At 70.0% G+C, this 22,207-nt stretch carries 21 protein-coding genes; 12 read left to right on the top strand and 9 right to left on the bottom strand.

Annotated features, from left to right (window positions below; all coding sequences use genetic code 11):
• Positions 1 to 50: 50 nt before the first annotated feature.
• Both C9992_RS12015 and C9992_RS12010 read right to left on the bottom strand, forming a co-directional pair.
• A complete protein-coding gene (locus C9992_RS12015; RefSeq protein WP_106815803.1) occupies positions 51 to 1,697 on the bottom strand; it encodes a DHA2 family efflux MFS transporter permease subunit in 1,647 nt (548 codons plus the stop codon).
• Complete coding sequence (locus C9992_RS12010) at positions 1,694 to 2,314, bottom strand: PadR family transcriptional regulator (RefSeq protein ID WP_106815802.1); 621 nt, start codon at positions 2,312 to 2,314, stop codon at positions 1,694 to 1,696. The genes C9992_RS12015 and C9992_RS12010 overlap by 4 nt, the downstream gene beginning before the upstream one ends.
• A gap of 134 nt (positions 2,315 to 2,448) precedes the next feature.
• Here C9992_RS12010 and C9992_RS12005 point away from each other — a divergent pair, with 134 nt between their 5' ends.
• The 4 genes from C9992_RS12005 to C9992_RS11990 all read left to right on the top strand — a co-directional run bounded on the left by C9992_RS12005 (position 2,449) and on the right by C9992_RS11990 (position 6,364).
• Complete coding sequence (locus C9992_RS12005; RefSeq protein ID WP_106815932.1) at positions 2,449 to 2,787, top strand: MmcQ/YjbR family DNA-binding protein; 339 nt, start codon at positions 2,449 to 2,451, stop codon at positions 2,785 to 2,787.
• 76 nt (positions 2,788 to 2,863) lie between these two features.
• Entirely contained in the window at positions 2,864 to 3,835 is a 972-nt protein-coding gene (locus tag C9992_RS12000; RefSeq protein ID WP_106815801.1) for a phosphoribosylaminoimidazolesuccinocarboxamide synthase, read from the top strand.
• A gap of 115 nt (positions 3,836 to 3,950) precedes the next feature.
• Positions 3,951 to 5,297, top strand: a complete 1,347-nt coding sequence (locus C9992_RS11995) for a uracil-xanthine permease family protein (protein ID WP_106815800.1) — start codon at positions 3,951 to 3,953, stop codon at positions 5,295 to 5,297.
• Positions 5,298 to 5,476: 179 nt separating this feature from the next.
• Positions 5,477 to 6,364, top strand: coding sequence for a VOC family protein (locus C9992_RS11990; protein WP_106815799.1), 888 nt, complete (start codon positions 5,477 to 5,479; stop codon positions 6,362 to 6,364).
• Between the two features lie 238 nt (positions 6,365 to 6,602).
• Here the strand turns inward: C9992_RS11990 and C9992_RS11985 are convergent, their stop codons facing one another.
• The 5 genes from C9992_RS11985 to C9992_RS11965 form a co-directional block, all read right to left on the bottom strand.
• Positions 6,603 to 7,616: a LacI family DNA-binding transcriptional regulator gene (locus C9992_RS11985; RefSeq protein WP_106815798.1), complete on the bottom strand. Its 1,014-nt coding sequence runs from the start codon at positions 7,614 to 7,616 to the stop codon at positions 6,603 to 6,605.
• A gap of 78 nt (positions 7,617 to 7,694) precedes the next feature.
• The gene (locus C9992_RS11980; RefSeq protein WP_106815797.1) at positions 7,695 to 9,167 is read right to left on the bottom strand and encodes a glycoside hydrolase family 1 protein; all 1,473 of its coding nucleotides are present in this window, start codon (positions 9,165 to 9,167) and stop codon (positions 7,695 to 7,697) included.
• Between the two features lie 65 nt (positions 9,168 to 9,232).
• The gene (locus C9992_RS11975) at positions 9,233 to 10,147 is read right to left on the bottom strand and encodes a carbohydrate ABC transporter permease (protein ID WP_106815796.1); all 915 of its coding nucleotides are present in this window, start codon (positions 10,145 to 10,147) and stop codon (positions 9,233 to 9,235) included.
• On the bottom strand, positions 10,144 to 11,172 hold the full coding sequence (locus tag C9992_RS11970) for a carbohydrate ABC transporter permease (RefSeq protein ID WP_106815795.1): 1,029 nt from the start codon (positions 11,170 to 11,172) through the stop codon (positions 10,144 to 10,146). Before C9992_RS11970 ends, C9992_RS11975 begins: the two co-directional genes overlap by 4 nt.
• 136 nt (positions 11,173 to 11,308) lie before the next feature.
• Entirely contained in the window at positions 11,309 to 12,580 is a 1,272-nt protein-coding gene (locus C9992_RS11965; RefSeq protein ID WP_106815794.1) for an ABC transporter substrate-binding protein, read from the bottom strand.
• A 317-nt stretch (positions 12,581 to 12,897) separates the two neighbouring features.
• Here C9992_RS11965 and purS point away from each other — a divergent pair, with 317 nt between their 5' ends.
• Positions 12,898 to 13,146, top strand: coding sequence for a phosphoribosylformylglycinamidine synthase subunit PurS (gene purS, locus C9992_RS11960; protein ID WP_106815793.1), 249 nt, complete (start codon positions 12,898 to 12,900; stop codon positions 13,144 to 13,146).
• The gene (purQ, locus tag C9992_RS11955) at positions 13,143 to 13,850 is read left to right on the top strand and encodes a phosphoribosylformylglycinamidine synthase subunit PurQ (protein WP_106815792.1); all 708 of its coding nucleotides are present in this window, start codon (positions 13,143 to 13,145) and stop codon (positions 13,848 to 13,850) included. The genes purS and purQ overlap by 4 nt, the downstream gene beginning before the upstream one ends.
• Positions 13,851 to 14,003: 153 nt before the next feature.
• Here purQ and C9992_RS11950 read toward each other — a convergent pair whose 3' ends face one another.
• On the bottom strand, positions 14,004 to 14,435 hold the full coding sequence (locus C9992_RS11950; RefSeq protein WP_106815791.1) for a DUF1761 domain-containing protein: 432 nt from the start codon (positions 14,433 to 14,435) through the stop codon (positions 14,004 to 14,006).
• A gap of 106 nt (positions 14,436 to 14,541) precedes the next feature.
• Between C9992_RS11950 and C9992_RS11945 the strand changes: the two genes are divergently transcribed.
• Entirely contained in the window at positions 14,542 to 15,474 is a 933-nt protein-coding gene (locus C9992_RS11945; RefSeq protein ID WP_200826304.1) for a 2-hydroxyacid dehydrogenase, read from the top strand.
• Between the two features lie 150 nt (positions 15,475 to 15,624).
• Entirely contained in the window at positions 15,625 to 16,287 is a 663-nt protein-coding gene (merB, locus tag C9992_RS11940) for an organomercurial lyase (protein WP_106815790.1), read from the top strand.
• A gap of 30 nt (positions 16,288 to 16,317) precedes the next feature.
• Here the strand turns inward: merB and C9992_RS11935 are convergent, their stop codons facing one another.
• Positions 16,318 to 16,836, bottom strand: coding sequence for an adenine phosphoribosyltransferase (locus C9992_RS11935; protein WP_106815789.1), 519 nt, complete (start codon positions 16,834 to 16,836; stop codon positions 16,318 to 16,320).
• A 174-nt stretch (positions 16,837 to 17,010) separates the two neighbouring features.
• On the opposite strand from C9992_RS11935, the gene C9992_RS11930 reads away from it, so the two are divergent.
• From C9992_RS11930 to C9992_RS11915, 4 genes are all read left to right on the top strand, one after another.
• Complete coding sequence (locus C9992_RS11930; protein WP_106815788.1) at positions 17,011 to 18,693, top strand: glycoside hydrolase family 13 protein; 1,683 nt, start codon at positions 17,011 to 17,013, stop codon at positions 18,691 to 18,693.
• Between the two features lie 48 nt (positions 18,694 to 18,741).
• Positions 18,742 to 19,761, top strand: a complete 1,020-nt coding sequence (locus C9992_RS11925; RefSeq protein ID WP_106815787.1) for a LacI family DNA-binding transcriptional regulator — start codon at positions 18,742 to 18,744, stop codon at positions 19,759 to 19,761.
• Positions 19,762 to 19,858: 97 nt separating this feature from the next.
• A complete protein-coding gene (locus C9992_RS11920) occupies positions 19,859 to 21,109 on the top strand; it encodes an amidohydrolase (protein WP_106815786.1) in 1,251 nt (416 codons plus the stop codon).
• 51 nt (positions 21,110 to 21,160) lie between these two features.
• Positions 21,161 to 22,114 carry a GlxA family transcriptional regulator gene (locus tag C9992_RS11915; RefSeq protein WP_106815785.1) on the top strand — a complete coding sequence of 318 codons (954 nt, stop codon included), beginning with the start codon at positions 21,161 to 21,163 and terminating at the stop codon, positions 22,112 to 22,114.
• Positions 22,115 to 22,207: the final 93 nt, after the last annotated feature.

The raw sequence follows: 22,207 nt of genomic DNA, 5'->3' as shown, positions 1-22,207 counted from the left end.
CTTGACACGGCTCGCGCCGACCGCTAGTCATCTCCCGAAGTGGCGGACCTTCAGTCCCCGGCGGCCGCCGCGTGGGCGGCATGCCAGTCCTCGGTCGACGAGGCCTGGGGGCGCCGCAGGAACAGCACAGCGACGACGCCGATGATCAGCACCGCGGCGGACAGCAGCACCGACTGCGCCATGGCCGTGGCGAACGGCGCGGCGACGACCTCAGGCAGTGCGCCCGCACCGAAGCTGCCACCCGAGGCATCCGCCGCCCCGGGGATGTTCGCCTCGATGCGGCTCTGCATGAACACGGCGATGGCGGCCGAGCCGAGCACGGAGCCGATCGTGCGCGTGGTGTTGTAGATGCCGGCCCCGGCGCCCGCCTGCCTCGGCGGCAGGTTGCGCGTCGCGGTGGTGGCCAGCGGTCCCCACATGCCGGCGTTTCCGACGCCCATGATGAAGGACGGAATGAGGTACACCCAGATCGGTGTGTCGAGGTTCATCAATACCGAGTACAGGACCAGCGATCCGGCGACGAGGAGCAGCCCAGGGACGAGGAGCACCCGCGGATCGGTGCGGTCCAGCCAGCGACCGGCGAGCGGCGAGAGCACGCCGGCGGCGACGGCCATCGGCACCAGCAGCAGGGCGGACTCGGTGGGCGTCAGCCCGCGCGCCAGCTGCAGGAAGAACATCAGCGGCAGCGACATGCTGGTGACGGTGAATCCCACCGTCGCTATCCCGATGTTGGCGATGGAGAAGTTGCGGTCTCGGAACAGCGCGAGCGGCACCAGGGCCTCGCTCTTCGTCTTCGCCTGCTGCCAGATGAACAGCCCCATCACCACGACACCGGCGATGATCAGCCCCCACACGCTGATCGGCCCCCAGATGACGCCCCAGTCGTAGGTCTCTCCCTCTTGCAGACCGAACACGATGAGGAAGAGGCCGGCGGCGCTGAGGAACACCCCGACGAGGTCGAACCGGTGCGGATGCGTCTCGAGCCGCGGCACCAGGATCCACGCGAGCACGAAGCCCACGATCCCGACCGGGATGTTGACGAAGAAAATCCACTCCCACCCGAGGCCGTCCACGAGCAGGCCGCCCGCGAGCGGACCGACCAGCATCGCGACACCCGAGGTGGCACCCCACAGCCCCATCGCCGCCCCACGCTGGTTCGGCGGGAAGGTGCGCGTGATGATCGCCATCGTCTGCGGTGTCATGAGGGCTGCGCCGAGTCCCTGCACGGCCCGGAAGGCGATGAGCGCGCCGAGCGTCGGCGACAGACCGCACCCGAGCGAGGCGAGCGTGAAGACCGCCAGCCCACCGAGGTACATGTATTTGGGCCCGAATCGGTCGCCCAGGCGACCGGTGATGAGAAGCGGCACCGCGTACGCGAGCAGATACGCCGACGTGACCCACACCACGTTGTCGAGGTTGTTCGTGTCGGGGTCCAGCGCCGCCTTGATGGCGGGGTTGGCCACCGAGACGATCGTCGTGTCGACGAGGATCATGAAGAACCCGATGACGAGCGCCCACAGCGCCGGCCACGGGCTGCGGGGCTTGTGCCCGGAGGCGTATGCGCCGGTCGGCGGCTGCGCGGCCGTGGCGCGAGCGCTGCCACCGATCGCTGGGCTCCCACTCCCGGTCGCTGAGCTCCCACTCCCGGTCGCTAAGCTCCCACTCCCGGTCGCTGAGCTTGTCGAAGCGTCGGTCATTGCCGTGCTGCCTTTCTCTGGGCGAGGTAACGTTCGGACGGGGCCTCGTGCGGACCCCACGCGAGTTCCGGATGCTCGATGCGAGGCAGCGTCGCGTCCATCCACGCGACCTCGGCCTCCACGAGCGCACCTTCGCGCCCGAGTTCGATGAGGTACTGCTCGGGCACGCCCTCCGCGAGCGCGTGGCGTCGGCCGTCGATGAGCGATCGACGCATGTCGGCGAGAGCCGCACGGCGGGCGCGAAGCAGCTCCAGCGCCTCGGCACGCTCGAGGTTGTGCACTTCGGCGAGCGCGACACGGAACTCGGCGGGGCGATCGACGCGCGGCAGCTCCCGCCGCACCCATTCGACGACCGCGGCGGCCCCGGCATCCGTCACGGTGTAGGTGGTGCGCTCCGGGCGGTTGCCCTCGCGATCGACGCCCACCTCGGCGACCAGCCCCGAACGCTCCAGCCGCGCGACCGTGTGGTAGACCGTGCCGTTCGTGATCGTGACGAGCCGGTCGTCGCGGCGCAGATGCATGAGCCGGATCATCTCGTACGGGTGCATGTCGCCTTCGCTGAGCAGCGCGAGCACCATCACCCCGAGTGGGGTGAGGCGGGCGACGGCGTCGGTCACGACGATCCCTCCATGTCGATTAGTCCAGATGGACTATACGCTGTTCCGGCTCGCACCGCGAGGAGGAAGTGCACGCGATGGATCCGATCGCGCCGACCTCGCGCGATGTCGGCGGCGCCCCGTACCCTGTGGCCATGACGGATGCTGCGGCCCAGGAGCGCGCGCACGCGATCTTCGACCCGATCGCGGCCGAGTATCTGGCGCGCCCCGGCGTCGACATCGGCCCGATGTTCGGCAGCGAGGGCCTGCGCATCCGTGGCAAGGTGTTCGCCTTCGTGGGCTATCGCGGCTCCTTGGTCGTCAAGGTCCCGGCGGATCGTGCGGACGAGCTGGCCTCGGCGGGTACAGGTGAGCGCATGCAGACGCGCGGGCGCACGATGCGCGAATGGGTCCTCGTCGGTCCCGACCGCGCCGATGCATGGGCGCCCCTGATCGCCGACGCCTTCGCGTTCGTCGACGAGATCACGCCCTGACGCGAGTCCGCGCACGTCAGCCCGCAGCGCGCGCCCGCGGCCCGAGCCCACCCGCCCTGGCGGCGATAATGAACGGGTGACGGCTTCCCCCACTCCCCCGCTCGAGCTCCCCGGCTGGCGCCACGTCTACTCGGGCAAGGTACGCGACCTCTACGTCCCCGAGCACGCCACCGAGGGTTCGGCACCCGAGCGCATGCTCGTCGTGGCGAGCGATCGCGTCAGCGCCTTCGACCACGTGCTGTCTCCCGGCATCCCCGGCAAGGGCGAGCTGCTGACGACCCTCAGCCTGTGGTGGTTCGACCAGCTGGCCGGCGCCGACGGCGGTCGCAGCATCCCGAACCACCTCGCGGCGTCGCACACGCTCACCCTCGGGGCCGACGGCGAGCCGAATACCCGCGACGATCTGCAGGACCTCATTCCGAATGCCGTCGTCGGGCGCGCGATGGTGGTCAAGAGCCTCGACATGCAGCCCATCGAATGCGTCGTGCGTGGCTACCTCACCGGGTCCGGCTGGGAGGAGTATCGCGCCAGCGGCACGGTGTGCGGCATCCCGCTTCCGGAGGGACTGTCCAACGGCGACCGGCTGCCGGAGCCGATCTACACGCCCGCCTACAAGGCGCCGCTCGGCGAGCACGACGAGAACATCTCGTTCGAGCGCACCGTCGAGCTGGTCGGCGCCGAGCGCGCGGCCGCGCTGCGCGACCTGTCGCTGGAGATCTACCGCCGCGCGGCGGCGACGGCCGAGTCTCACGGCGTCATCCTGGCCGACACCAAGTTCGAGTTCGGGCTCGACGAGAACGGCGTGCTGACGCTGGCCGACGAGGTGCTGACCAGCGACTCGTCGCGGTACTGGGATGCCGAGGCCTGGGCGTCGGGAACCAGTCCCGAACAGCGCATGGCGAGCTTCGACAAGCAGATCGTGCGCGACTGGCTGGCCGCCAACTGGCCCGCTCCGCGCGAGGGCGAGCCCCCGGCCCTCCCCGCCGACGTGATCGAACGGACCACCGCCCGCTACCGTGAGCTGTTGGAGCGGCTGACCGCCGCCTGACCCGCGCAGCGGCATCCCGCGTGCTCCTCCGGACGAGGCCGTCGTCGTGCGCACGGCGCCGCCCGCAGCGCCGCTAATGTGAGCGCAGCAGATCTCCCGAGCGCAAGGAGCGCCCATGCCACTGTGGACCCTTCACGGCAACGGCCGGACCGTCGAGCCCGGGAAGGTGGTGAAGCCCGACGAGCGCCTGAACTGGCCCGCGACGGTCGCGGTGGGGGCGCAGCACGTCGTCGCGATGTTCGGCGCGACGTTCCTGGTGCCGGCGATCACCGGCTTCCCCGTCTCGACCACTCTCCTCTTCTCGGGCATCGGCACGCTGCTGTTCCTGCTCATCACCAAGAACCGGCTCCCCAGCTACCTCGGCTCTTCGTTCGCGTTCATCGCGCCGGTCACCGCCGCCACCGCCTCGCAGGGCATGGGATCGGCCCTGGCCGGCATCGTGGCGGTGGGCGTGCTGCTTGCGATCGTCGGCTTCATCGTGCAGTTCGCGGGCCTCGGCTGGATCGAGAAGCTGATGCCGCCGGTCGTCGCCGGCGCCATCGTCGCGCTCATCGGCTTCAACCTGGCGCCGGTGGCCTGGACGAACTACCAGCAGGCCCCCATCACCGCGACGATCACCCTCGTCGCGGTCGTGCTGTTCAGCGTGCTGTTCCGCGGCTTCCTCGGGCGCATCTCGATCTTCCTCGGCGTCATCGTCGGTTACATCATCGCGCTGATCCGCGGTGAGGTGGACTTCACGGCAGTGAACGAGCTCGCCGCCGACGGCCAGTGGGTCGGCCTTCCGACCTTCCAGTTCCCGACGTTCGGGCACGCGGGCACGTGGAGCGTGATCGCGATGTTCCTGCCGGTCGTGCTCGTGCTGATCGCCGAGAACGTCGGACACGTGCGCGGCGTCGCGACGATGACCGAGGCATCCGTCAACAAGTACACCGGCCGTGCGCTGATCGCCGACGGCGCGGCGACCGTCCTGGCGGGAACGTTCGGCGGATCGGGCACGACGACCTACGGCGAGAACATCGGTGTGATGGCGGCGACCCGCGTGTACTCGACGGCGGCGTACTGGGTCGCCGGGCTCTTCGCGATCCTGCTCTCGCTCTCACCCGTGGTCGGCGCGGTCTTCAACTCGATCCCGGCCGGCGTGCTCGGCGGGGTGACCACCGCGCTGTACGGTCTCATCGGCATCATCGGCATCAAGATCTGGGTCGACAACCGCGTGGACTTCTCCCGCCCGGTGAACCAGTACACCGCCGCGGTGTCGCTCGTGATCGCGATCGCGGGCTTCACGATGGTATGGGGCGACTTCCAGCTGGGCGCGATCGTGATCGGCGCTGCCGCGGCGCTGCTGATCTACCACCTCGGCAACCTCATCGCCCGCTGGCGCAAGACCGGTGCCGACGACGGCGGTCCGATCCCCGCAGTGGGTCAGCTCGGCGGCGACCCGCAGGACGTCGAAGCGCGCTGACCCGCCCCCTGCTGCGGCGATCCTCGCGTTTGGGGCGCGCTGCGTGCGTTCGGGGCGCGCGGGTTGCGCCCCAAACGGACGGAGTGCGCCCCAAACCCGGGTCGACCTCGGACCCGGTCGGGAGAGGGGGGCGGATGCGGAGTGGAATGCGGGCGGGATGCCGGGGGTTGAACATTCACATGAATGAAGCTGTCGCGACGGCGGACCGCCTCGCCGCCGACACCTCGATGGGCGCGGTGACCCTGCTGGTCGGAGATCTGGACGCCATGTCGGCGTTCTACCGCGACGTCATCACCTTGCAGGTGCTCTCGGTCGGCGTCGACGAGGTCGTGCTCGGCCGCGCCGGCCGCCCCATCGTCGTGCTGACGCACGAGCCCACACTGCGGCATGCGGTGCCCGGCGCCGCCGGACTCTTCCACACCGCGATCCTGTTCGAGACGCAGGAGGCGCTCGCGGCGGCGCTGTACAGCGTGGCCCGCCATGCCCCGCAGACGTTCACCGGATCCGCCGATCACCTGGTGAGCCAGGCGTTCTACCTCACCGACCCCGAGGGCAACGGCGTCGAGCTGTACTGGGACCGTGCGCGCTCGGAGTGGTCATGGACCCATGGGTCCGTAGAGATGGCGACGCTGTACCTCGATCCGAACGCGTTCCTCGCCGAGCACCTGACCGAGCGGGCCGCGGGCGGGGGCACCGCCCAGGAGGCGGCATCCGTCGGTCATGTGCATCTGTCGGTGGGCGACGTCGCCACGGCGCGCGCCTTCTACGTCGACGCGCTCGGCTTCGACCAGACGGCGGCGCTCGGCGATCAGGCGCTGTTCGTCAGCGCGGGCGGCTACCACCACCACATGGCGATGAACGTCTGGAACTCCCGCGGCGCGGGGCCGCGCATGCCCGCGCTGGGCCTCGGCCGCGTCGATCTCGCGCTGCCCGACGCCGACGCACTGGGAGAGCTCGGCGAGCGTCTGCGGCATCACGGTTTCGAGGTGCGCGACGACGGGCGCACCGTGTCGTTCGACGACCCCTGGCGCAACCTGCTGCACGCCACCGTTCCGGGACGCGGCTGACACGGGAGGATGCCGCCCGCCGGCGCCCGCGCGGCGGGCTAGCCCGACGCCGACGCGGCGGCCCCACCGACGCCCGGCGGGCTCACCGGCGTCCGCGCGGCGGGGCTCAGCGACGCCGCGGGTTTACCGACGCGGCGGCCCCACCGGCGCCCCGGCGAGCTCGCCGGCGCCCGCCCGGCGGGCTCACCCGAGCGCCCGCCCGGCGGGCTCACCCGAGCGTCCGCCCGTCGGGGCCCGCTCACACGGAGTCGCGGATGACCAGCTCGGTCTCGAGGATCGTGACGTGACGCGGATGCCGGCCCGCGAGCAGGTCGAGCAGCACGGTCGCCATGCGCTCCCCCTGCGCGAACGACGGCTGGCGCACCGTCGTGAGCTGCGGCGTGACCGAGGTCGCCACCGGTGAATCGTCGAAGCCGATCACCGCGATGTCTTCGGGCACCCGGATGCCGGCGGCCGCGAGCTCGGTCAGGGCGCCGCGGGCCATGAGGTCGCTCGCCACGAAGATCGCGTCGGGGTTCGCGCCCGAGGCGAGCATCCGGCGCATGGCGTCGGCGCCGCCGTCGGCGGTGAAGTTGCCGTCCTCGACAGCGATCTCGTCGAGGTTCCACGCCGACAGCGCGTCGCGGTACCCGCGGAGGCGGTCGATGCCGGCGGGCATGTCGCGCGGGCCGGTGATCGTGGCGATGCGGCGGCGGTCGTTCTCGATGAGGTACACCGTCGCGTCGTACGCCCCCCTCACGTTGTCGACGTCGACGTAGTAGTCCCGCTCCCGCTCGCGCACCGGACGGCCGCCGTAGACGACCGGCACGACGCTCGCGATGCGGTCGATGAATGTGTCGCTCGTGTGGTGCGAGACGACGATCGCACCGTCGACGGCCCCGCTGCGCACGTAGCTCGTCGTTTTGTCACCGGGATCGTCGCTGGCGATGAAGAGGTTGAGCACGTAGTCGGAGCGACTCAGCCGTGAGTTGATGCCCGACACGATCGCCGCGAAGAACGGGTCGCCGAAGAACCTCGTGGTGTCCTCGGGGACGATGAGGGCCACCGCGTGCGTCTTCTGACTGGCCAGCGAGCGTGCCGCGCGGTTCGGGACGTAGTTGAGCTCGGCGATCGCGCGCGTCACGGATTCGAGCGCTTCGGGGCTGACCGCCGTCGAGCCGTTGACCACGCGCGACACCGTCGATCGCGAGACCCCCGCCGCGGCGGCGACCTCTTCGATCGTGACGGCGTGTCGCGTGACGTCGGTGCTCATTCTGTCCCTCCTCCCGGATGCTATGGCACGCAGCCGACCTCGAGGCGCTTCCGGCCGCTGCTGTTACGGGAGTCCCACTCAGGGCGTGGCGACCGCCGCGCGGGCAGGCGCGAGGTCGAGGGCACGCGCCTGGGTGATGCGCCGGTACTCCAGCGCGCTGTCCTTCGGGGTGCGCTCCTGCGTTTCGTAGTCCACCCGCACGATGCCGAACCGCTTCTCGTAGCCCCAAGCCCACTCGAAGTTGTCCAGCAGCGACCAGTAGAAGTAGCCGCGGACGTCCACACCCGCGTCGGCGGCATCCAGGATCGCGCCGAGATGCCCGCGCAGGAACTCCACGCGATCGGCGTCGTGCACGCGCTTCGCCCCGTCCTCGATCACGAGCTCGTCATCGTAGGCCGCGCCGTTCTCAGTCACGTACAGGACGGTGCCGGCCGGACGGGCGTACTCGTCCCAAACCCGCTGCAGCAGCGTCGTGAGCGCCTCGGGCTGCACCTCCCACTGCATCGGGGTGCGGGGAAGCCCGCGCTCGTGCCAGTAGATCCCCTCGTGGGAGGGGAACGGCGACCGGCCCGGCCGATCCGTCGGCGCGTCTCCGCCGATGGGAGGGACGACGGGCTCGTGACCGCCCACGTACTCGCCGTGGTAGTAGTTCACACCGAGCGTGTCGATCGGGGTCGAGATGGCATCGAGGTCGCCCGGACGGACGGCGGCCTCCCATGCCGCAGTGGCCGCGGCATCCACCTTCCGGATGTCTTCGACGATGTCGGCCGGGTACTGACCGCGGAAGATCGGGGCGAGGAACCACCTGTTGAACTGGCCGTCGATGCGGCGCGCAGCGTCGGCGTCGGCGGGGTCGGCGGCGTCGACCGGGTCGGCGACGGTGAGGTTGAGCGTGATGCCCAGCTGCAGCGACTCGTCCCGCGCGCGCAGCTCGCGCACGGTCTGGCCATGGCCGAGCAGCAGGTGGTGCGAGGCGAGCATCCCTTCCTCGACGCTGTAATGCCCGGGGGCGTGAAGGCCCGCGGTGTAGCTGAGGAACGACGAGCACCACGGTTCGTTGAGGGTCGTCCAGACGTTCACGCGGTCGCCGAGGGCGTCGTGCATCGTCAGCGCGTACTCGGTGAACCGGTCGGCGGTGTCGCGATTTGCCCAGCCGCCCTGCTCTTGCAGCGCCTGGGGCAGGTCCCAGTGGTAGAGCGTGAGCCACGGAAGGATGCCGGCGCCCAGCAGTTCGTCGACCAGCCGCCGGTAGAAGTCGAGCCCGAGCGGGTTGACGGTGCGGCCGTCCGGCTGCACCCGCGCCCATGACGTCGAGAAGCGGTAGGTCTGCAGGCCGAGGTCCTTCATGAGGGCGACGTCGTCGCGGTACCGGTGGTAGTGGTCGCACGCGACATCGCCGTTGTCGCCGTTGATGACGGCGCCGGGCACCCGGCAGAACGCATCCCAGATCGAGTCGCGGCGGCCGTCCTCGTGGGCGGCCCCCTCGATCTGGAAGGCGGCGGTCGCCGCACCGAACAGGAAGCCCTGAGGGAAGGCGCGCGGGGTCGTCATGAGGGGAGGTTCCTCTCTGGAAGCGTTGATTTCAGGATGTCGGGAGCCGGTCGAGGGCGGAAGGGCTAGCCCTTGACGGCGCCGGCCATGATGCCGCTCACGAGCTGCCGGCCGGTGAAGGCGAACAGGATCAGCAGCGGGATCGTGGCCAGCAGCACGCCGGCCAGCACGACCGAGTAGTCGACGAAGTAGTTGGACTGCAGCAGCGACAGCGCGACGGGGAGCGTCGGATTCTGCCGGTCGAGGACGATGAACGGCCAGAAGAACTGGTTCCAGGCGCCCACGAACGTGAACAGGAACAGCATCGCCGCGGCGGGGCGCGCCGCCGTGACGCCGATCGTCCAGAACGTGCGGATCATGGACGCACCATCCACGCGCGCTGCCTCGATCAGCTCATCCGGGACCGTCTGCTGTAGGTACTGCGTCATCCAGAACACGCCGAACGCGCTGGTCAGGGCGGGGATGATGATCGCGCCGATCTGGCCGGTCCAGCCGAGGTCGGAGAACAGCAGGTACAGCGGCACGACGCCGAGCTGCATCGGCACGGCCATGGTCGCGACGACGAACGCCAGCAGCCACTTCCCGCCCGGGAAACGGAGCTTGGCGAACGCCCATCCGGCGAGCGTCGAGAAGAAGACGACGGATGCCGCGATCACGGTCGAGCTCCAGATCGAGTTCCACAGTGCCGGCCAGAAGTTCACGGCCGGGTCGTTCATGACCGCGAGCGCGTTGCTGATGAAGTTGCCGCCGGGCAGCCACGACATGTTCGGATCGTTGATCGTCGAGGAGTCGCCCGAGCCGATGAGGAACGACCAGTAGAAGGGGAAGATCGCCGAGATCACGACCACGGCAAGGCCCGCGTACACCCAGAAGCCGGCGCGCACGCCGCGGATCTTGGTGGTGCGGCGGTTACGGCGATTCGCGTCGTTCGGGATGTTCTCCTCGACGACGGCGAGCGGCGGAGTGCTGATGGCGCTCACTTCTGGACTCCCTTCCGGCGGCGGCGAGGTGTGAGGACGCCGCGACCGCCCTCGTCGCGCACGAGGCGACGCGTGATGGCGAGGTTGATGAGGCCGATCGCGAGGATGATGATGAACAGGATCCACGCCAGCGCCGCGGCCCGGCCGAAGTTGAACTCGCCCCAGCCGATGTTGTAGAGGTACAGCGTGATCGTGAGCCACTGGTTGGCCGCGCCGCCACGACCGAAAGTGTCGAACATGCGCGGCTCGTCGAAGATCTGGAGCCCGCCGATCGTCGAGGTGATGATGACGAAGATCAGCGTCGGCTTGAGCGACGGGAGCGTGATGCTCCAGAACTGGCGGAACGGTCCGGCGCCGTCGACGGTCGCCGCCTCGTAGTAGTCACGCGGCACCGCCTGCATGGCGGCGAGCAGGATGAGGGCGTTGTAACCGGTCCAGCGGAAGTTGACCATCGTGGCGATGGCGACGTGGCTCCAGAACGGGTCCTTGTGCCACGCGATCGGGTTGAGCCCGATGCTCGTCAGGAAGTTGTTCACGAGACCGTGGTTGTCGCCGAACATGTTGCTGAAGATGAGGGCGACGGCCACCGGTGCCATCACGTACGGGAGCAGCACGCTCATCCGCCAGAACGTCTTGGCGCGGATGTTGCGGTCGAGCATGGCGGCGATGAACATCGCCAGGATGATCTGCGGCACCGACGACAGCAGGAAGATGCTGAACGTGTTGCGCAGCGCGGTCCAGAAGTCCGGCTGGGACAGGATCCAGATGTACTGGTCGAGCCCGACGAAGGTGCCGGAGTTGCGGATCAGGTCCCATTCCTGGAACGAGATCACCGCGGTGTACACGATCGGGAAGAGGCCGGTGATCGCGAACAGGATGAAGAACGGCGAGATGTAGAGGTAGGGCGAGACCTTCAGGTCCCACCGGCTGAGTTTCTGGGAGAAGGACAGGACGCGCGGCTGGCGTTCGGTGCCCGGCCGGTCGGCCGGCCCGGATGCCGTGGGGCGGGTTGCGGTCGAGGTCACCGGTCGCTCCGATTCGGGTGTGCGGGAGGGGCAAGGACGGCGGAGCACGCGCGGGCCCGGGGGGCGAACCCGCGCGCACTCCGCTCCTGTTGCGGGGCCGGGTCCCGGCGAGGAGACCCGGCCCCGGATCAGCCGATCAGAACGACTCGACCTCGGCGACGTACGTGTTCCACGACGTCTCGGCATCCTCGACACCGTCGAAGACGCGGGTGATGGCGTCCTGGAGCGCGGTGTTGTACTTGAAGTAGTCCGCGCTCTTGTACGGAGTGACATCGATCGCCTCGGATCGCTCGGCGAAGATCTGACCGGTCGGGGCGTTGTTGAAGTACTCGTTCGTCGAGTCGACGATCGACGACGCGCTCTGGGCATCGACAGCACTGGGGAAGGCGCCCACGTTGACGAACGTCTTCTCCTGCTGCTCGGGGGCGGTCAGCCAGTCGGCCAGCTTGAGAGCCTCTTCGACGTTCTTGCCGTTCGCCGGCACGGTCAGGTAAGAACCGCCCCAGTTGCCGCCGCCGTTCGGGAACGCGTTCGCGATCTCCCAGCCGGTGACGTCGGGCGCGTTGCCCGAGATGATGCCGAGCATCCACGGCGGGCACAGCATCGCCGCGAACTCGCCGTTGGCCATCGACGCGTTCCAGTCGTCAGACCACTGTCCCGAGTAGGCGGAGTTCGGGATGCCGCGCTCGACGACGAGCTTGTAGGCCGCCTCGAGCTCGGGGTTGGTCGTCGCGACCACGGTGCCGTCGGGCTCGTCGTAGGGGAACTCGATCTGGTTGACGATGCCCTGGAACGCGGAGTTCGCGGCGTCGATCATCGGCTTGCCGGTCGCAGCCTTGTACTGGTCGGCCAGGTCGAAGAAGGCGTTCCAGTCGCCGTCGATCGCCGCGGCGACCTCGTCGGGGGTCGCCGGCAGGCCGGCGGCGGCGAACAGGTCGGCGCGGTAGCAGACGGCCTGCGGGCCGATGTCGGTGCCGAAGCCGACGAGGCGTCCGTCACCGTCGGTCGCCGCCTCCTCCTTCCAGTCCACCCAGCGGCCCTTGGCGCTGTCGGGAACCTCGGCGAGCAGGTCGGAGTACTGCATGGCCTCGGCGAACCAGTCGACCTCGACCGCCTCGATGTCGGCGAGGCCTTCCTTGCCGAGCTTCGAGAAGAAGTTCGCGCGGGCGTCGTCGGTGATCGCGGCCTTGTTGTGCACGATCTTGATGTTCGGGTTCTCGTCCATGTACTCCTGCAGGAGCTCATCGTCGTACCCGAAGTCGTTGAACGTGGCCAGGGTCAGCGTGATCTCGCCGTCCTCGCCACTGGCGTTGTCGTTGCCGCCGCCGGCGCAGCCGGCGAGGACGATGGCCGAAGCCGAGAATGCGGCGACTGCCACCGCGCTTCTGCGGAAGGCGCGTGCGTTCACTGTCACTCCTTTGTGTTGTCAGGGTGGTGTTGCAGGACCGGCCGGGACGAGTGCCGTGGCCGTGGAGGGTGTCCGTGGGAGCGGTCCCATCGGACGAGACGTCACGCTACGGGAGCGCTCCCACGAAGTCAAGGGAGCGCTCCCACGGTTTGGTCACGGTTGCGTCACGGCCGATTCCGGGCAGCGTCGTTACGCAGGATGCCGCGGCCCGTAGACTGGATGCGACCCCTGCTCGCGACATCCGGCGCTCCGACTCCCCGCTGCGCTCGTCGCCCCACGACCGACAGTCGCGGCCTCCGGCCGCCAGGAGGATCCAGATGCCCACCATCGTCGTCGACGTCATGCCCAAGGCCGAACTGCTCGACCCGCAGGGGAAGGCCGTCTCGGGCGCCTTCGCGCGGCTGGGCGTGAGCGACTTCAGCGGCGTGCGCATCGGCAAGCGCTTCGAGCTGACCGTCGACGGCGACGTCACCGACGAGGTGCTCGCCGAGGCGCGGCGCGTCGCCGACGAGATCCTGTCGAACTCGGTCATCGAGGACGTCGTCGGCGTCGAGGTGGTGGAATGACCGCCCGCGTCGGAGTCATCACCTTTCCCGGGTCGCTCGACGACCGCGACGCGCAGCGCGCGATCCGCGTCGCCGGCGCAGAGCCGGTCGCCCTCTGGCACGGCTCGCACGACCTGGAGGGCGTCGACGCGCTCGTGCTGCCGGGCGGCTTCAGCTACGGCGACTATCTGCGCGCCGGAGCGATCGCCGCGCTCGCCCCGATCATGGCGGAGGTGAAGGATGCCGCAGCTCACGGCATGCCGATCCTCGGCATCTGCAACGGTTTCCAGATGCTGGTCGAGGCGCACCTGCTGCCCGGCGGCCTGATCCGCAACGCGCACCAGCAGTTCATCCGCCGCGACCAGCGCCTGCGCGTGGAGAACAACGACACCGCCTGGACGAGCGACTTCGCCGCCGGCCAGGAGATCGTCATCCCGCTGAAGAACGCGGACGGCGGCTACATCGCGTCGGAGGCGGAGCTCGACCGCCTCGAGGGCGAGGGTCTCGTCGCCTTCCGCTACATCGGCGTGAACCCCAACGGGTCGCTCCGCGACATCGCCGGCATCACCAACGAGCGCGGCAACGTCGTGGGGCTCATGCCGCACCCCGAGCACGCGGTCGAGCCGGGCTTCGGCCCCGACACGAGCGCCGCGATGCGCTCGGGGGTCGACGGCCTGTCGTTCTTCACGTCGGCCGTCGCCGCCGTGGTCGCCCAAGCCGCCTGACGCCCGATCCCCGCCGCGCCCGTCCCGGGCGCTGAGCTTGCCGCCTGGCGGTCTGCCCGAACTCCTCTGAAATGTCGCGGCTGCCGCTCGAACCCGTGCTCCGGCCCCGCAGATCGGCGAATCTTGAGGAGTTCGGGTCGCTCGAAGGGTCCGTCAGACCGTGCCGGCGGGCGGCCAGACGCCGATGATGAGCGCCATGATGACGATGGTCACCAGCTCGTGCGCGATGTTGAGCACCGTCAGTGATGTGGGCCGCCCTTCGAAGGCGTCGTGCGTGATGAACCGGGCGGCGGTGAATCCCGCCCACAGGATCACGCCGGTGCCCAGCGCCGCCCACAGGTAGCTGCCGCCGTAGAAGTGCCAGGCGATCGACGTCGCACCGGCGAGCACCCACGCCGTCACGAAGCTCACGATGACGGTGGTGATGATCGGCAGCACCGCGCTTGCTCCGGGCCGGTCCATGTCGACCTTCGCCAGGCTCGCCCACCGCGTGCCGAACACCTTGCGCGCGTACCAGATGGAGCCGACGATCATGCTCGAGGCCGTCGCCAGCAGCACCGCCCAATAGTTGATCTCGGGAACCATGGCCGCCTCCTTGCTCGCCGCACCGCAGGGCTGCGGTGCCCTCTGGACGCGAGCGTAGCGCCGGCCCGTCACGCCGACCACGCACCCCGCCGGTAGCGTGGACCACGTGAGCAGTGGCATCCGCAATCTCGTCATCAGTGTCCCGACCGAGCAACTCGCCGCCGACCTCGGCGACCTCCCCGAGGGCGTCGAGCTCGTGGTGTGGCCGATGGATGCCGACGCCCCGCGCGACCGGTTCGACATGGTGGTGCCGCCCTACATGTCGATGGCGCGCGTGCTGGAGCGGCTGAACGGCATCGACGTCGGCCTCGTGCAGGGCCAGTCGATCGGCTACGACGGCGTCGCCGACATCCTGCCCGACGGTCTTCCGTTCGCCAACGCCGCGTCGGTGCACGAGACCTCGACCGCAGAGCTCGCCGTCGCCCTGACCCTCACGGCACAGCGCCACCTCGACGCATTCGCCGTCGACACCGCGGCCGGGCAATGGGCCCCGGTCTTCGCCGAGAGCCTCGCCGACCGGCGGGTGCTGCTGCTCGGCTACGGCGGCGTCGGGAAGGCGGTGGCCGCGCGGTTGGAGCCCTTCGAGGTCGAGCTGACCGCCGTAGCCTCGCGAGCTCGCGAGGAAGACGGCGTAGCCGTGCACGGCATCGACGAGCTGCCGGAGCTTCTTCCGCGTGCCGAGATCGTGATCCTCACCCTTCCGGGCGGCGAAGCGACCCGGGGCATGGTGGACGACGCGTTCCTGTCAGCCCTGCCGGACGGCGCTCTCGTGGTGAACGTGGGCCGCGGCACACTCGTCGACACCGATGCGCTCGTCGGCCACGTGCGCCGTGGTCGCATCCGGGCAGCCCTCGACGTGACCGACCCCGAGCCGCTGCCCGAGGGGCACCCGCTGTGGGGTCTTCCCGGCGTGCTGATCTCGCCGCATGTCGGCGGGGCATCCACGGCGATGCGGCCTCGCATCGCGAAGCTCGTGCGCACCCAGATCCAACGCCTCGCCGCCGGCGAGCCCCCGCTGAACGTTGTGCTGGGCGGCTGACGCGGCAGAGAGGAGACGCGCTCGGCCCGGGCGGCTGGCGGCAGCCTTCTCTTCGTCGCCGGACTGCGGTATGACCGAGGAAGAACCGTGACGTCACGGCGGATTGCGACTCCGGTTTCCTCGACGACGTCACCAGGATGGGGAGACGCGATGGCCGACGCTGAGACGTTACGCCTTCGGATCTACCGGCAGCTGGCCGACGAGGGTCGCGTAGACCGCCTCGGCATCCTTGCCGCGGACATCGGGGAGGACGAGCGCACGACAGCCGCGTTGCTCGGAGAGCTCGAGCGCAATCGCCACGTGGTGCTGGACGAGCGGGGAGAGATCGAGCTGGCGCACCCGTTCGCGACCCGGGACTTCGGGTTCTCGGTCAAGAGCGACCGGACGCTGTGGTGGGGCGGGTGCGCGTGGGACTCCTTCGCGATTCCACACCTCGTCCCCGGCGCATCGCCCTCGCTTATCGCCACGACGTGTCCCTCGTGCGGGACCGCCCACGCCTGGGTGGTCGACAGCGGGAACCCGCCCGCGGGTGAACAGGTCGCGCACTTCCTCGTGCCGATGGCGCACGTGTGGGACGACGTGGTCCACACGTGCGAGAACCAGCGGATCTTCTGCAGCGAGGCCTGCGTGGACGAGTGGCTGGAGCGGTCAACGTCGCCCCGTGGCGACGTCTTCGACCTCGCCACCCTGTGGCGGCTCGCGTCGCACTGGTATTCCGGTCGTCTCGAACCGGGCTATCGGCGGCGGGAGCCGACGGCGGCCGCGGCGTACTTCCGGGATGCCGGCCTCACGGGTCCGTTCTGGGGGCTGTGATCGGCACGCTCACGACTTTCTGATGGCGCGTCAGGCGGTGAATACCGTGTGGACGTCGCCGACGAGTTCCCGTCCCCCCAACGCCGACAGCTCCATCAGCACCGCGGTACCGACCACCGTGCCGCCGAGGGTGCCGACGAGCTCGTGGGCGGCGACGAGTGTCCCGCCCGTGGCGAGCACGTCGTCGACGAGCAGGACGCGGGTGCCGTCGACGATGTCGTCGTGCGCCTCGATCGTCGCGGTGCCGTATTCCAGGGCGTACGTGACGGATGCCGCTGGCCGCGGCAGCTTGCCCGCCTTCCGGATCGGCACCAGCCCCGCGCCGCCCTCCAGGGCCGCCGCGCCCGCCAGCAGGAACCCGCGCGCCTCCACACCGGCGACGACATCGAACGACCCCTTGAACGGGGCGATCATCGCGTGGACGACCGTGCGGAGCGCACGGGCATCCGCCAGCAGCGGCGTGATGTCGCGGAACAGCACGCCCGGTTCGGGGTAGTCGGGGATGGTGCGGATGAGGGACTCGGCGCGCCGCAGGGCTTCGGAAAGCACCCGCCCACCCTACGCCGCTCGCCGCGCCCCCGCCCGGACCGTCGAACGGATGCCAACATGCGGGGGTCTGCCGAGATGAGGACGCTTCCTCGGCATCTGCCCCTCATTTCGGCGCATGTCCTCATTTCGGTCCGGCCGAGCGGAAAGTGTAAGCGCTTGCAGTACACTGGCCCGATGACTTCCGCACAGACTGCTGAGCGCACGGACGCGTTCCTCGCCCCGATCGGAGGCGAGTGGTGGCGCACCGCCGTGATCTATCAGATCTACCCCCGGTCGTTCGCCGACGCATCCGGCGACGGCATCGGCGATCTTCCCGGCATCACCGCGCACCTCGACGACCTGCAGCAGCTGGGCATCGACGCCATCTGGCTGAGCCCCTTCCAGCGGTCGCCGCAGAAGGACGCCGGCTACGACGTCAGCGACTACTGCGACGTCGACCCGCTCTTCGGCACGCTGGCCGACTTCGACTCGATGCTCGCCGCCGCCCATGACCGCGGCATCCGGGTCATCGTCGACCTCGTACCGAACCACTCGTCGGACCAGCACGAGTGGTTCCGGCAGGCGCTCGCCTCCGCTCCGGGCAGCCGTGAACGTGCGCGCTACATGTTCCGGGACGGCAACGGCGCCCACGGCGAGCTGCCGCCGAACAACTGGGAGTCCGTCTTCGGCGGTCCCGCCTGGACGCGGGTGATCGAGGCCGACGGCCGACCGGGCCAGTGGTACCTGCACCTGTTCGACTCGTCGCAGCCGGACTTCGACTGGTCGAATGAGGAGGTGCGCGAGGAGTTCCGCCGCATCCTCCGCTTCTGGCTGGACCGCGGTGTCGACGGCTTCCGCGTGGACGTGGCGCACGGCCTGATCAAGGCCGAGGGCCTGCCCGACTACATCCCCGACCCCGAAGCCGGGTCGATGGGCGGCGAAGAGGAGAACGTCCCCTACTGGGGACAGGATGCCGTGCACGAGGTCTACCGGGACTGGCGCAAGATCCTCGAGGCTTACGACGGCGACCGTGCGCTGGCCGCCGAGGCGTGGCTTCCCACCGCGGAGCGGACAGCCCAGTGGGTGCGCTCGGACGAGATGCACCAGGCGTTCAACTTCCCCTACCTGCAGACCGAGTGGAATGCCGCGGACCTCCGTGAGGTCATCGACGTCTCGCTGCGGGCGTTCCCGGGTGTGGGCGCACCGAGCACCTGGGTGCTGTCGAACCACGACGTGGTGCGCCACGCGTCTCGCCTCGCGCTGACGGCCGAGAACCCGCAGGGCCACGGCATCGGTCCGGACTCGCCCGGGCAGCCGATCCCCGAGGTGGGGCTGGCGCGTGCGCGGGCCGCCACGACGCTCATGCTCGCGCTGCCCGGCTCGGCGTACCTCTACCAGGGCGAGGAGCTGGGTCTGCCGGAGGTCATCGACATCCCCGGCGACGCGCGGCAGGATCCGACATGGTTCCGCACCCACGGCGAGCGCTACGGCCGCGACGGGTGCCGGGTGCCGATCCCGTGGAACGCGGATGCCCCGGCTTATGGCTTCAACGCCACGGGCGCCTCCTGGCTGCCGCAGCCGGCCGAGTGGGCGGCGCTCGCGCGGGACCGCCAGGTCGGCGTCGAAGGGTCGACGCTGGAGCTGTACCGCACCCTGCTCGCAGAACGCCGCGCGCGCGGGCTGGGCGCCGGATCGCTGGAGTGGGTCGACGGGTACCCCGATGAGGTCGTCGCATTCCGCAACGGGAATGTGACCGTGGTCGCCAACACGGGCTCCACGGCGGTCTCGGTTCCGGACGGTATCGTGATCGCGGCGAGCGGCCCGCTCGTGGACGGCCGCCTCCCCGCCGACACGACCGTGTGGGTCGCCGGCGACTGAGCCCCGGCCGGCGGCGGGAGCCGCCCCGACGAAAGCACAGGTGACGACGTGGTCAGCATCGACGAGGTCGCCCGCGCTGCGGGCGTGTCGACCGCGACCGTGTCGCGCGCGCTGAGCGGCCGCGGCCACGTGTCGGCGGCGGCGAAGGCGAAGGTGGAGGCTGCCGCGAAGAGCCTGGGGTATGTCGTCTCGGCGTCGGCGTCGAGTCTCGCGTCGGGCCGCACCCGCAACATCGGCGTGCTCGTGCCGTTCCTCGACCGGTGGTTCTTCTCCACGGTGCTCAGCGGCATCGCATCGGCGCTCATGCGGCGCGGCTACGACATCACGCTGTACAGCCTGACGGCCGACCGCGCCGAACGCCACGACATCTTCGACACCTTCCTGCGCCGTCAGCGCGTGGACGGCGTCATCGCGATCTCGCTCGAACTGGGAGAAGAGGAGACCGAGCGCCTCGTCGAACTCGACCTGCCGGTCATCGCCATCGGCGGGCCGAACCCTCGGCTCACGACCCTCACCGTCGACGACATCGCCGTGGCACGACTCGCGACCGAGCATCTGCTGGCGCTCGGTCACCGGGAGATCGCCCACATCGGCGCGAGTCCCGAGTTCGACATCGACTTCCACATCCCGACACAGCGGCGGCAGGGATTCGAGCAGGCTCTCGCGGATGCCGGCATCCCGGTCCGACCCGCGCTCTACGAGCCCGCCGACTTCACGATCGAGGGCGGTTTCCGCGCCGCGAAGCAGCTGCTGGGCAAGCCCGGGGGACGGCCGACGGCGATCTTCGCGGCATCCGATGAGATGGCGATCGGCGCTTTGCTGGCCGCGCGGGACCTGGGCTACCGCGTGCCGGAGGACCTCTCGGTCATCGGGATCGACGGTCACGAGCTGGGCGAGTTCTTCCGGCTCACGACCGTCGACCAGTTCCCGCTGGGGCAGGGCGAGCGAGCCGCCGACGCGATCCTGCAGGCGCTGGAGTCCGTGGATGCCGACGCCCCCGCGCACCGGCCGGGTGAGCTGCCGTTCGAGCTCATCGTGCGCGGTTCGACCGCCCGCCTTCCCGGCTGACCGCCGAGGTGTGCGGGAACCTCCGGGATCTCGATACGGTTCGTACCTCCGCCACTCGATCGGCGGGGACCTGGGGGTCATGGATAGGCTCGTGCGCATGACGATCGACCTCGAAGCCCTCTACAGGGATCTGCACCGGCATCCGGAGCTGTCGTTCCAGGAGACGCGGACGGCGGGCGTCATCACGCGGCACCTGAGCGAGCTGGGCATCGAGTTCGAAGAGGGGATCGGGCGCACCGGCGTCGTCGCGGTCATCCGCAACCCTTCGACACACTCAGGAGAGTCTGGTCAGGGTCCTGTCGTGTGGCTGCGCGCCGACATGGACGCGCTGCCGGTTCCCGAGCAGACCGGGCTGGACTACGCCAGCACCGCACGAGGCATCGATCCCGCCGGCAACGATGTGCCCGTCATGCACGCGTGCGGACACGACATGCACGTGACGGCGCTGCTGGGAGCCCTCGAGCGCCTCGTCGCCACGACCGACGAGTGGTCCGGCACCGTGGTCGCCGTGTTCCAGCCGGCGGAGGAGTACGGCGCCGGATCGCAGGCAATGATCGCCGACGGGGTGCTCGACCGGTTCCCGAAGCCCGAGATCGTGCTCGGCCAGCACGTCACCCCGCTCCCGGCCGGCACGATCGGCGTGCGCAGCGGCACGCAGATGGCCGCCTCCGACGGGCTCACGGTCACCCTCCTCGGTCGCGGCGGCCACGGCTCGCGGCCTCACTCCACCATCGACCCGGTCGTGATGGCCGCCGCGACGGTGATGCGCCTGCAGACGATCGTCTCGCGCGAGGTCGACCCGCGCGATGTCGCCGTGGTGACGGTCGGCTCGATCCACGCCGGGCTCAAGAACAACATCATCCCCGCCGAGGCGAAGCTCGAACTGAGCCTGCGCTACCCCGACGACGAGGCGCGAGCGCGCGTGCTCGACAAGGTCGAGCGGATCGTGCGGGCCGAGGCGCAGGCGTCTGGTGCCGAGGAGGCGCCCGTCATCGTCACCGACCACACGCTGCCGCCGACCATCAACGACGTGCACGCGACCGCGCGACTGGTCCTCGCCTTCGACGCCGCGTTCGGCGACGGCACCGTGATCGACCCCGGCATGTTCACCGGCAGCGAGGACGTGTCGTGGTTCGCTCGGGAGGCCGGCGTGCCGCTCGTGTTCTGGTTCTGGGGCGGCGTGGATCCCGTCGCGTTCGCCGAGGCGACGGCCGCGGGCACGGTGGAGCGCGACATCCCCACCAACCACTCGCCGTTCTTCGCGCCGGTCATCCAGCCCACCCTCGGTCGTGGCGTCGACGCGCTCGTCGTGGCCGCTCGCGAGTTCCTCGGCGCACGGGCGGCGTAGGACGCGGCGGCGGCGACCGGCCCAGGTCACCGCGCGGATACCCTGAGTGCCGTGTCACAGTCCAGCGGGCGGGTCGCGGTCCTCGTTCTCGACGGCGCGAAGCCGCTGGACGTCGGCATCCCGGCCCAAGTGTTCACGACCCGTCCGAGCATGCCCTATGAGGTGCGCGTGTGCAGTGTCGCCCCCGGTCCGGTCGCGGGCGGCGACGGCCTCTCGTATGTCGTCGCCCACGGGCTGGAAGCGCTCGAATGGGCGGACCTCGTGTTCATCCCCGGTTACCGCCTGCCCGACAAGCGGGACCCGCCGCGGGAGGTGATCGCACCGCTCATCGCCGCGCATGAGCGCGGCGCGCGGCTTGCGGCGATCTCGACCGGCGCGTTCGCCCTCGCCCAGACGGGTCTGCTCGACGGCAGGCGAGCCACGACGCACTGGCACTACACCCGCGCACTGGCGGAGAAGCACCCGCTCGTCCGCGTCGACGAGAACGTGCTGTTCGTGGACGAGGGCAGCGTGCTGACATCGGCCGGCGCCGCGTCGGGCATCGACCTCTGCCTGCACATCCTGCGCCGCGACCTCGGCGTTGCGGCGTCCAACTACGCGGCGCGGCGACTGGTCGCGGCGCCGTACCGCAGCGGGGGCCAGGCGCAGTACGTGCCGAGGAGCGTGCCGGAGCCGCTCGGCGAGCGATTCGCCGCCACGCGCGAGTGGGCTCTGCACCGCCTGGGCGATCCGCTCACGCTCGAGGCGCTCGCGCGGCACGCCGCGGTGTCGCCCCGGACGTTCTCACGCCGATTCGTCGACGACACCGGGTACACCCCCATGCAATGGGTGATGCGCGCCCGCATCGACGTCGCGCGCGAGCTCCTGGAGCGATCCGAGCGCAGCGTCGAGCAGATCGCCGCGGATGTCGGGCTCGGGACCGGCGCGAACCTGCGCCTTCACTTCCAGCGGATCCTCGGAACGACGCCCAGCGAGTATCGCCGCACGTTCGGCCACAGCCGGTAGCGGTGGCGCCGGTCGATGGCGTGATCCTTGCGAACCATGGCGCTCTCGCCGCTGTCGTGGGCGACCCGCGCGAACGAGTCTGGTGAGGACCCG

The sequence above is a fragment of the Microbacterium timonense genome (assembly GCF_900292075.1).
Taxonomy (GTDB): Bacteria; Actinomycetota; Actinomycetes; order Actinomycetales; family Microbacteriaceae; genus Microbacterium; species Microbacterium timonense.
This window is presented reverse-complemented; position numbering and strand designations above follow the sequence as displayed.

Excerpts from the sequence above, each read along its gene's own strand:
- purQ (WP_106815792.1), top strand. The coding sequence starts at position 13,143 with ATGACCGCCCGCGTCGGAGTCATCACCTTTCCCGGGTCGCTCGACGAC.
- purS (WP_106815793.1), top strand. The coding sequence starts at position 12,898 with ATGCCCACCATCGTCGTCGACGTCATGCCCAAGGCCGAACTGCTCGAC.
- C9992_RS11995 (WP_106815800.1), top strand. The coding sequence starts at position 3,951 with ATGCCACTGTGGACCCTTCACGGCAACGGCCGGACCGTCGAGCCCGGG.
- C9992_RS11985 (WP_106815798.1), bottom strand. The coding sequence starts at position 7,616 with ATGAGCACCGACGTCACGCGACACGCCGTCACGATCGAAGAGGTCGCC.
- C9992_RS12005 (WP_106815932.1), top strand. The coding sequence starts at position 2,449 with ATGACGGATGCTGCGGCCCAGGAGCGCGCGCACGCGATCTTCGACCCG.
- C9992_RS12015 (WP_106815803.1), bottom strand. The coding sequence starts at position 1,697 with ATGACCGACGCTTCGACAAGCTCAGCGACCGGGAGTGGGAGCTTAGCG.
- C9992_RS11950 (WP_106815791.1), bottom strand. The coding sequence starts at position 14,435 with ATGGTTCCCGAGATCAACTATTGGGCGGTGCTGCTGGCGACGGCCTCG.
- C9992_RS11980 (WP_106815797.1), bottom strand. The coding sequence starts at position 9,167 with ATGACGACCCCGCGCGCCTTCCCTCAGGGCTTCCTGTTCGGTGCGGCG.
- C9992_RS11990 (WP_106815799.1), top strand. The coding sequence starts at position 5,477 with ATGAATGAAGCTGTCGCGACGGCGGACCGCCTCGCCGCCGACACCTCG.
- C9992_RS11920 (WP_106815786.1), top strand. The coding sequence starts at position 19,859 with ATGACGATCGACCTCGAAGCCCTCTACAGGGATCTGCACCGGCATCCG.
- C9992_RS11930 (WP_106815788.1), top strand. The coding sequence starts at position 17,011 with ATGACTTCCGCACAGACTGCTGAGCGCACGGACGCGTTCCTCGCCCCG.
- merB (WP_106815790.1), top strand. The coding sequence starts at position 15,625 with ATGGCCGACGCTGAGACGTTACGCCTTCGGATCTACCGGCAGCTGGCC.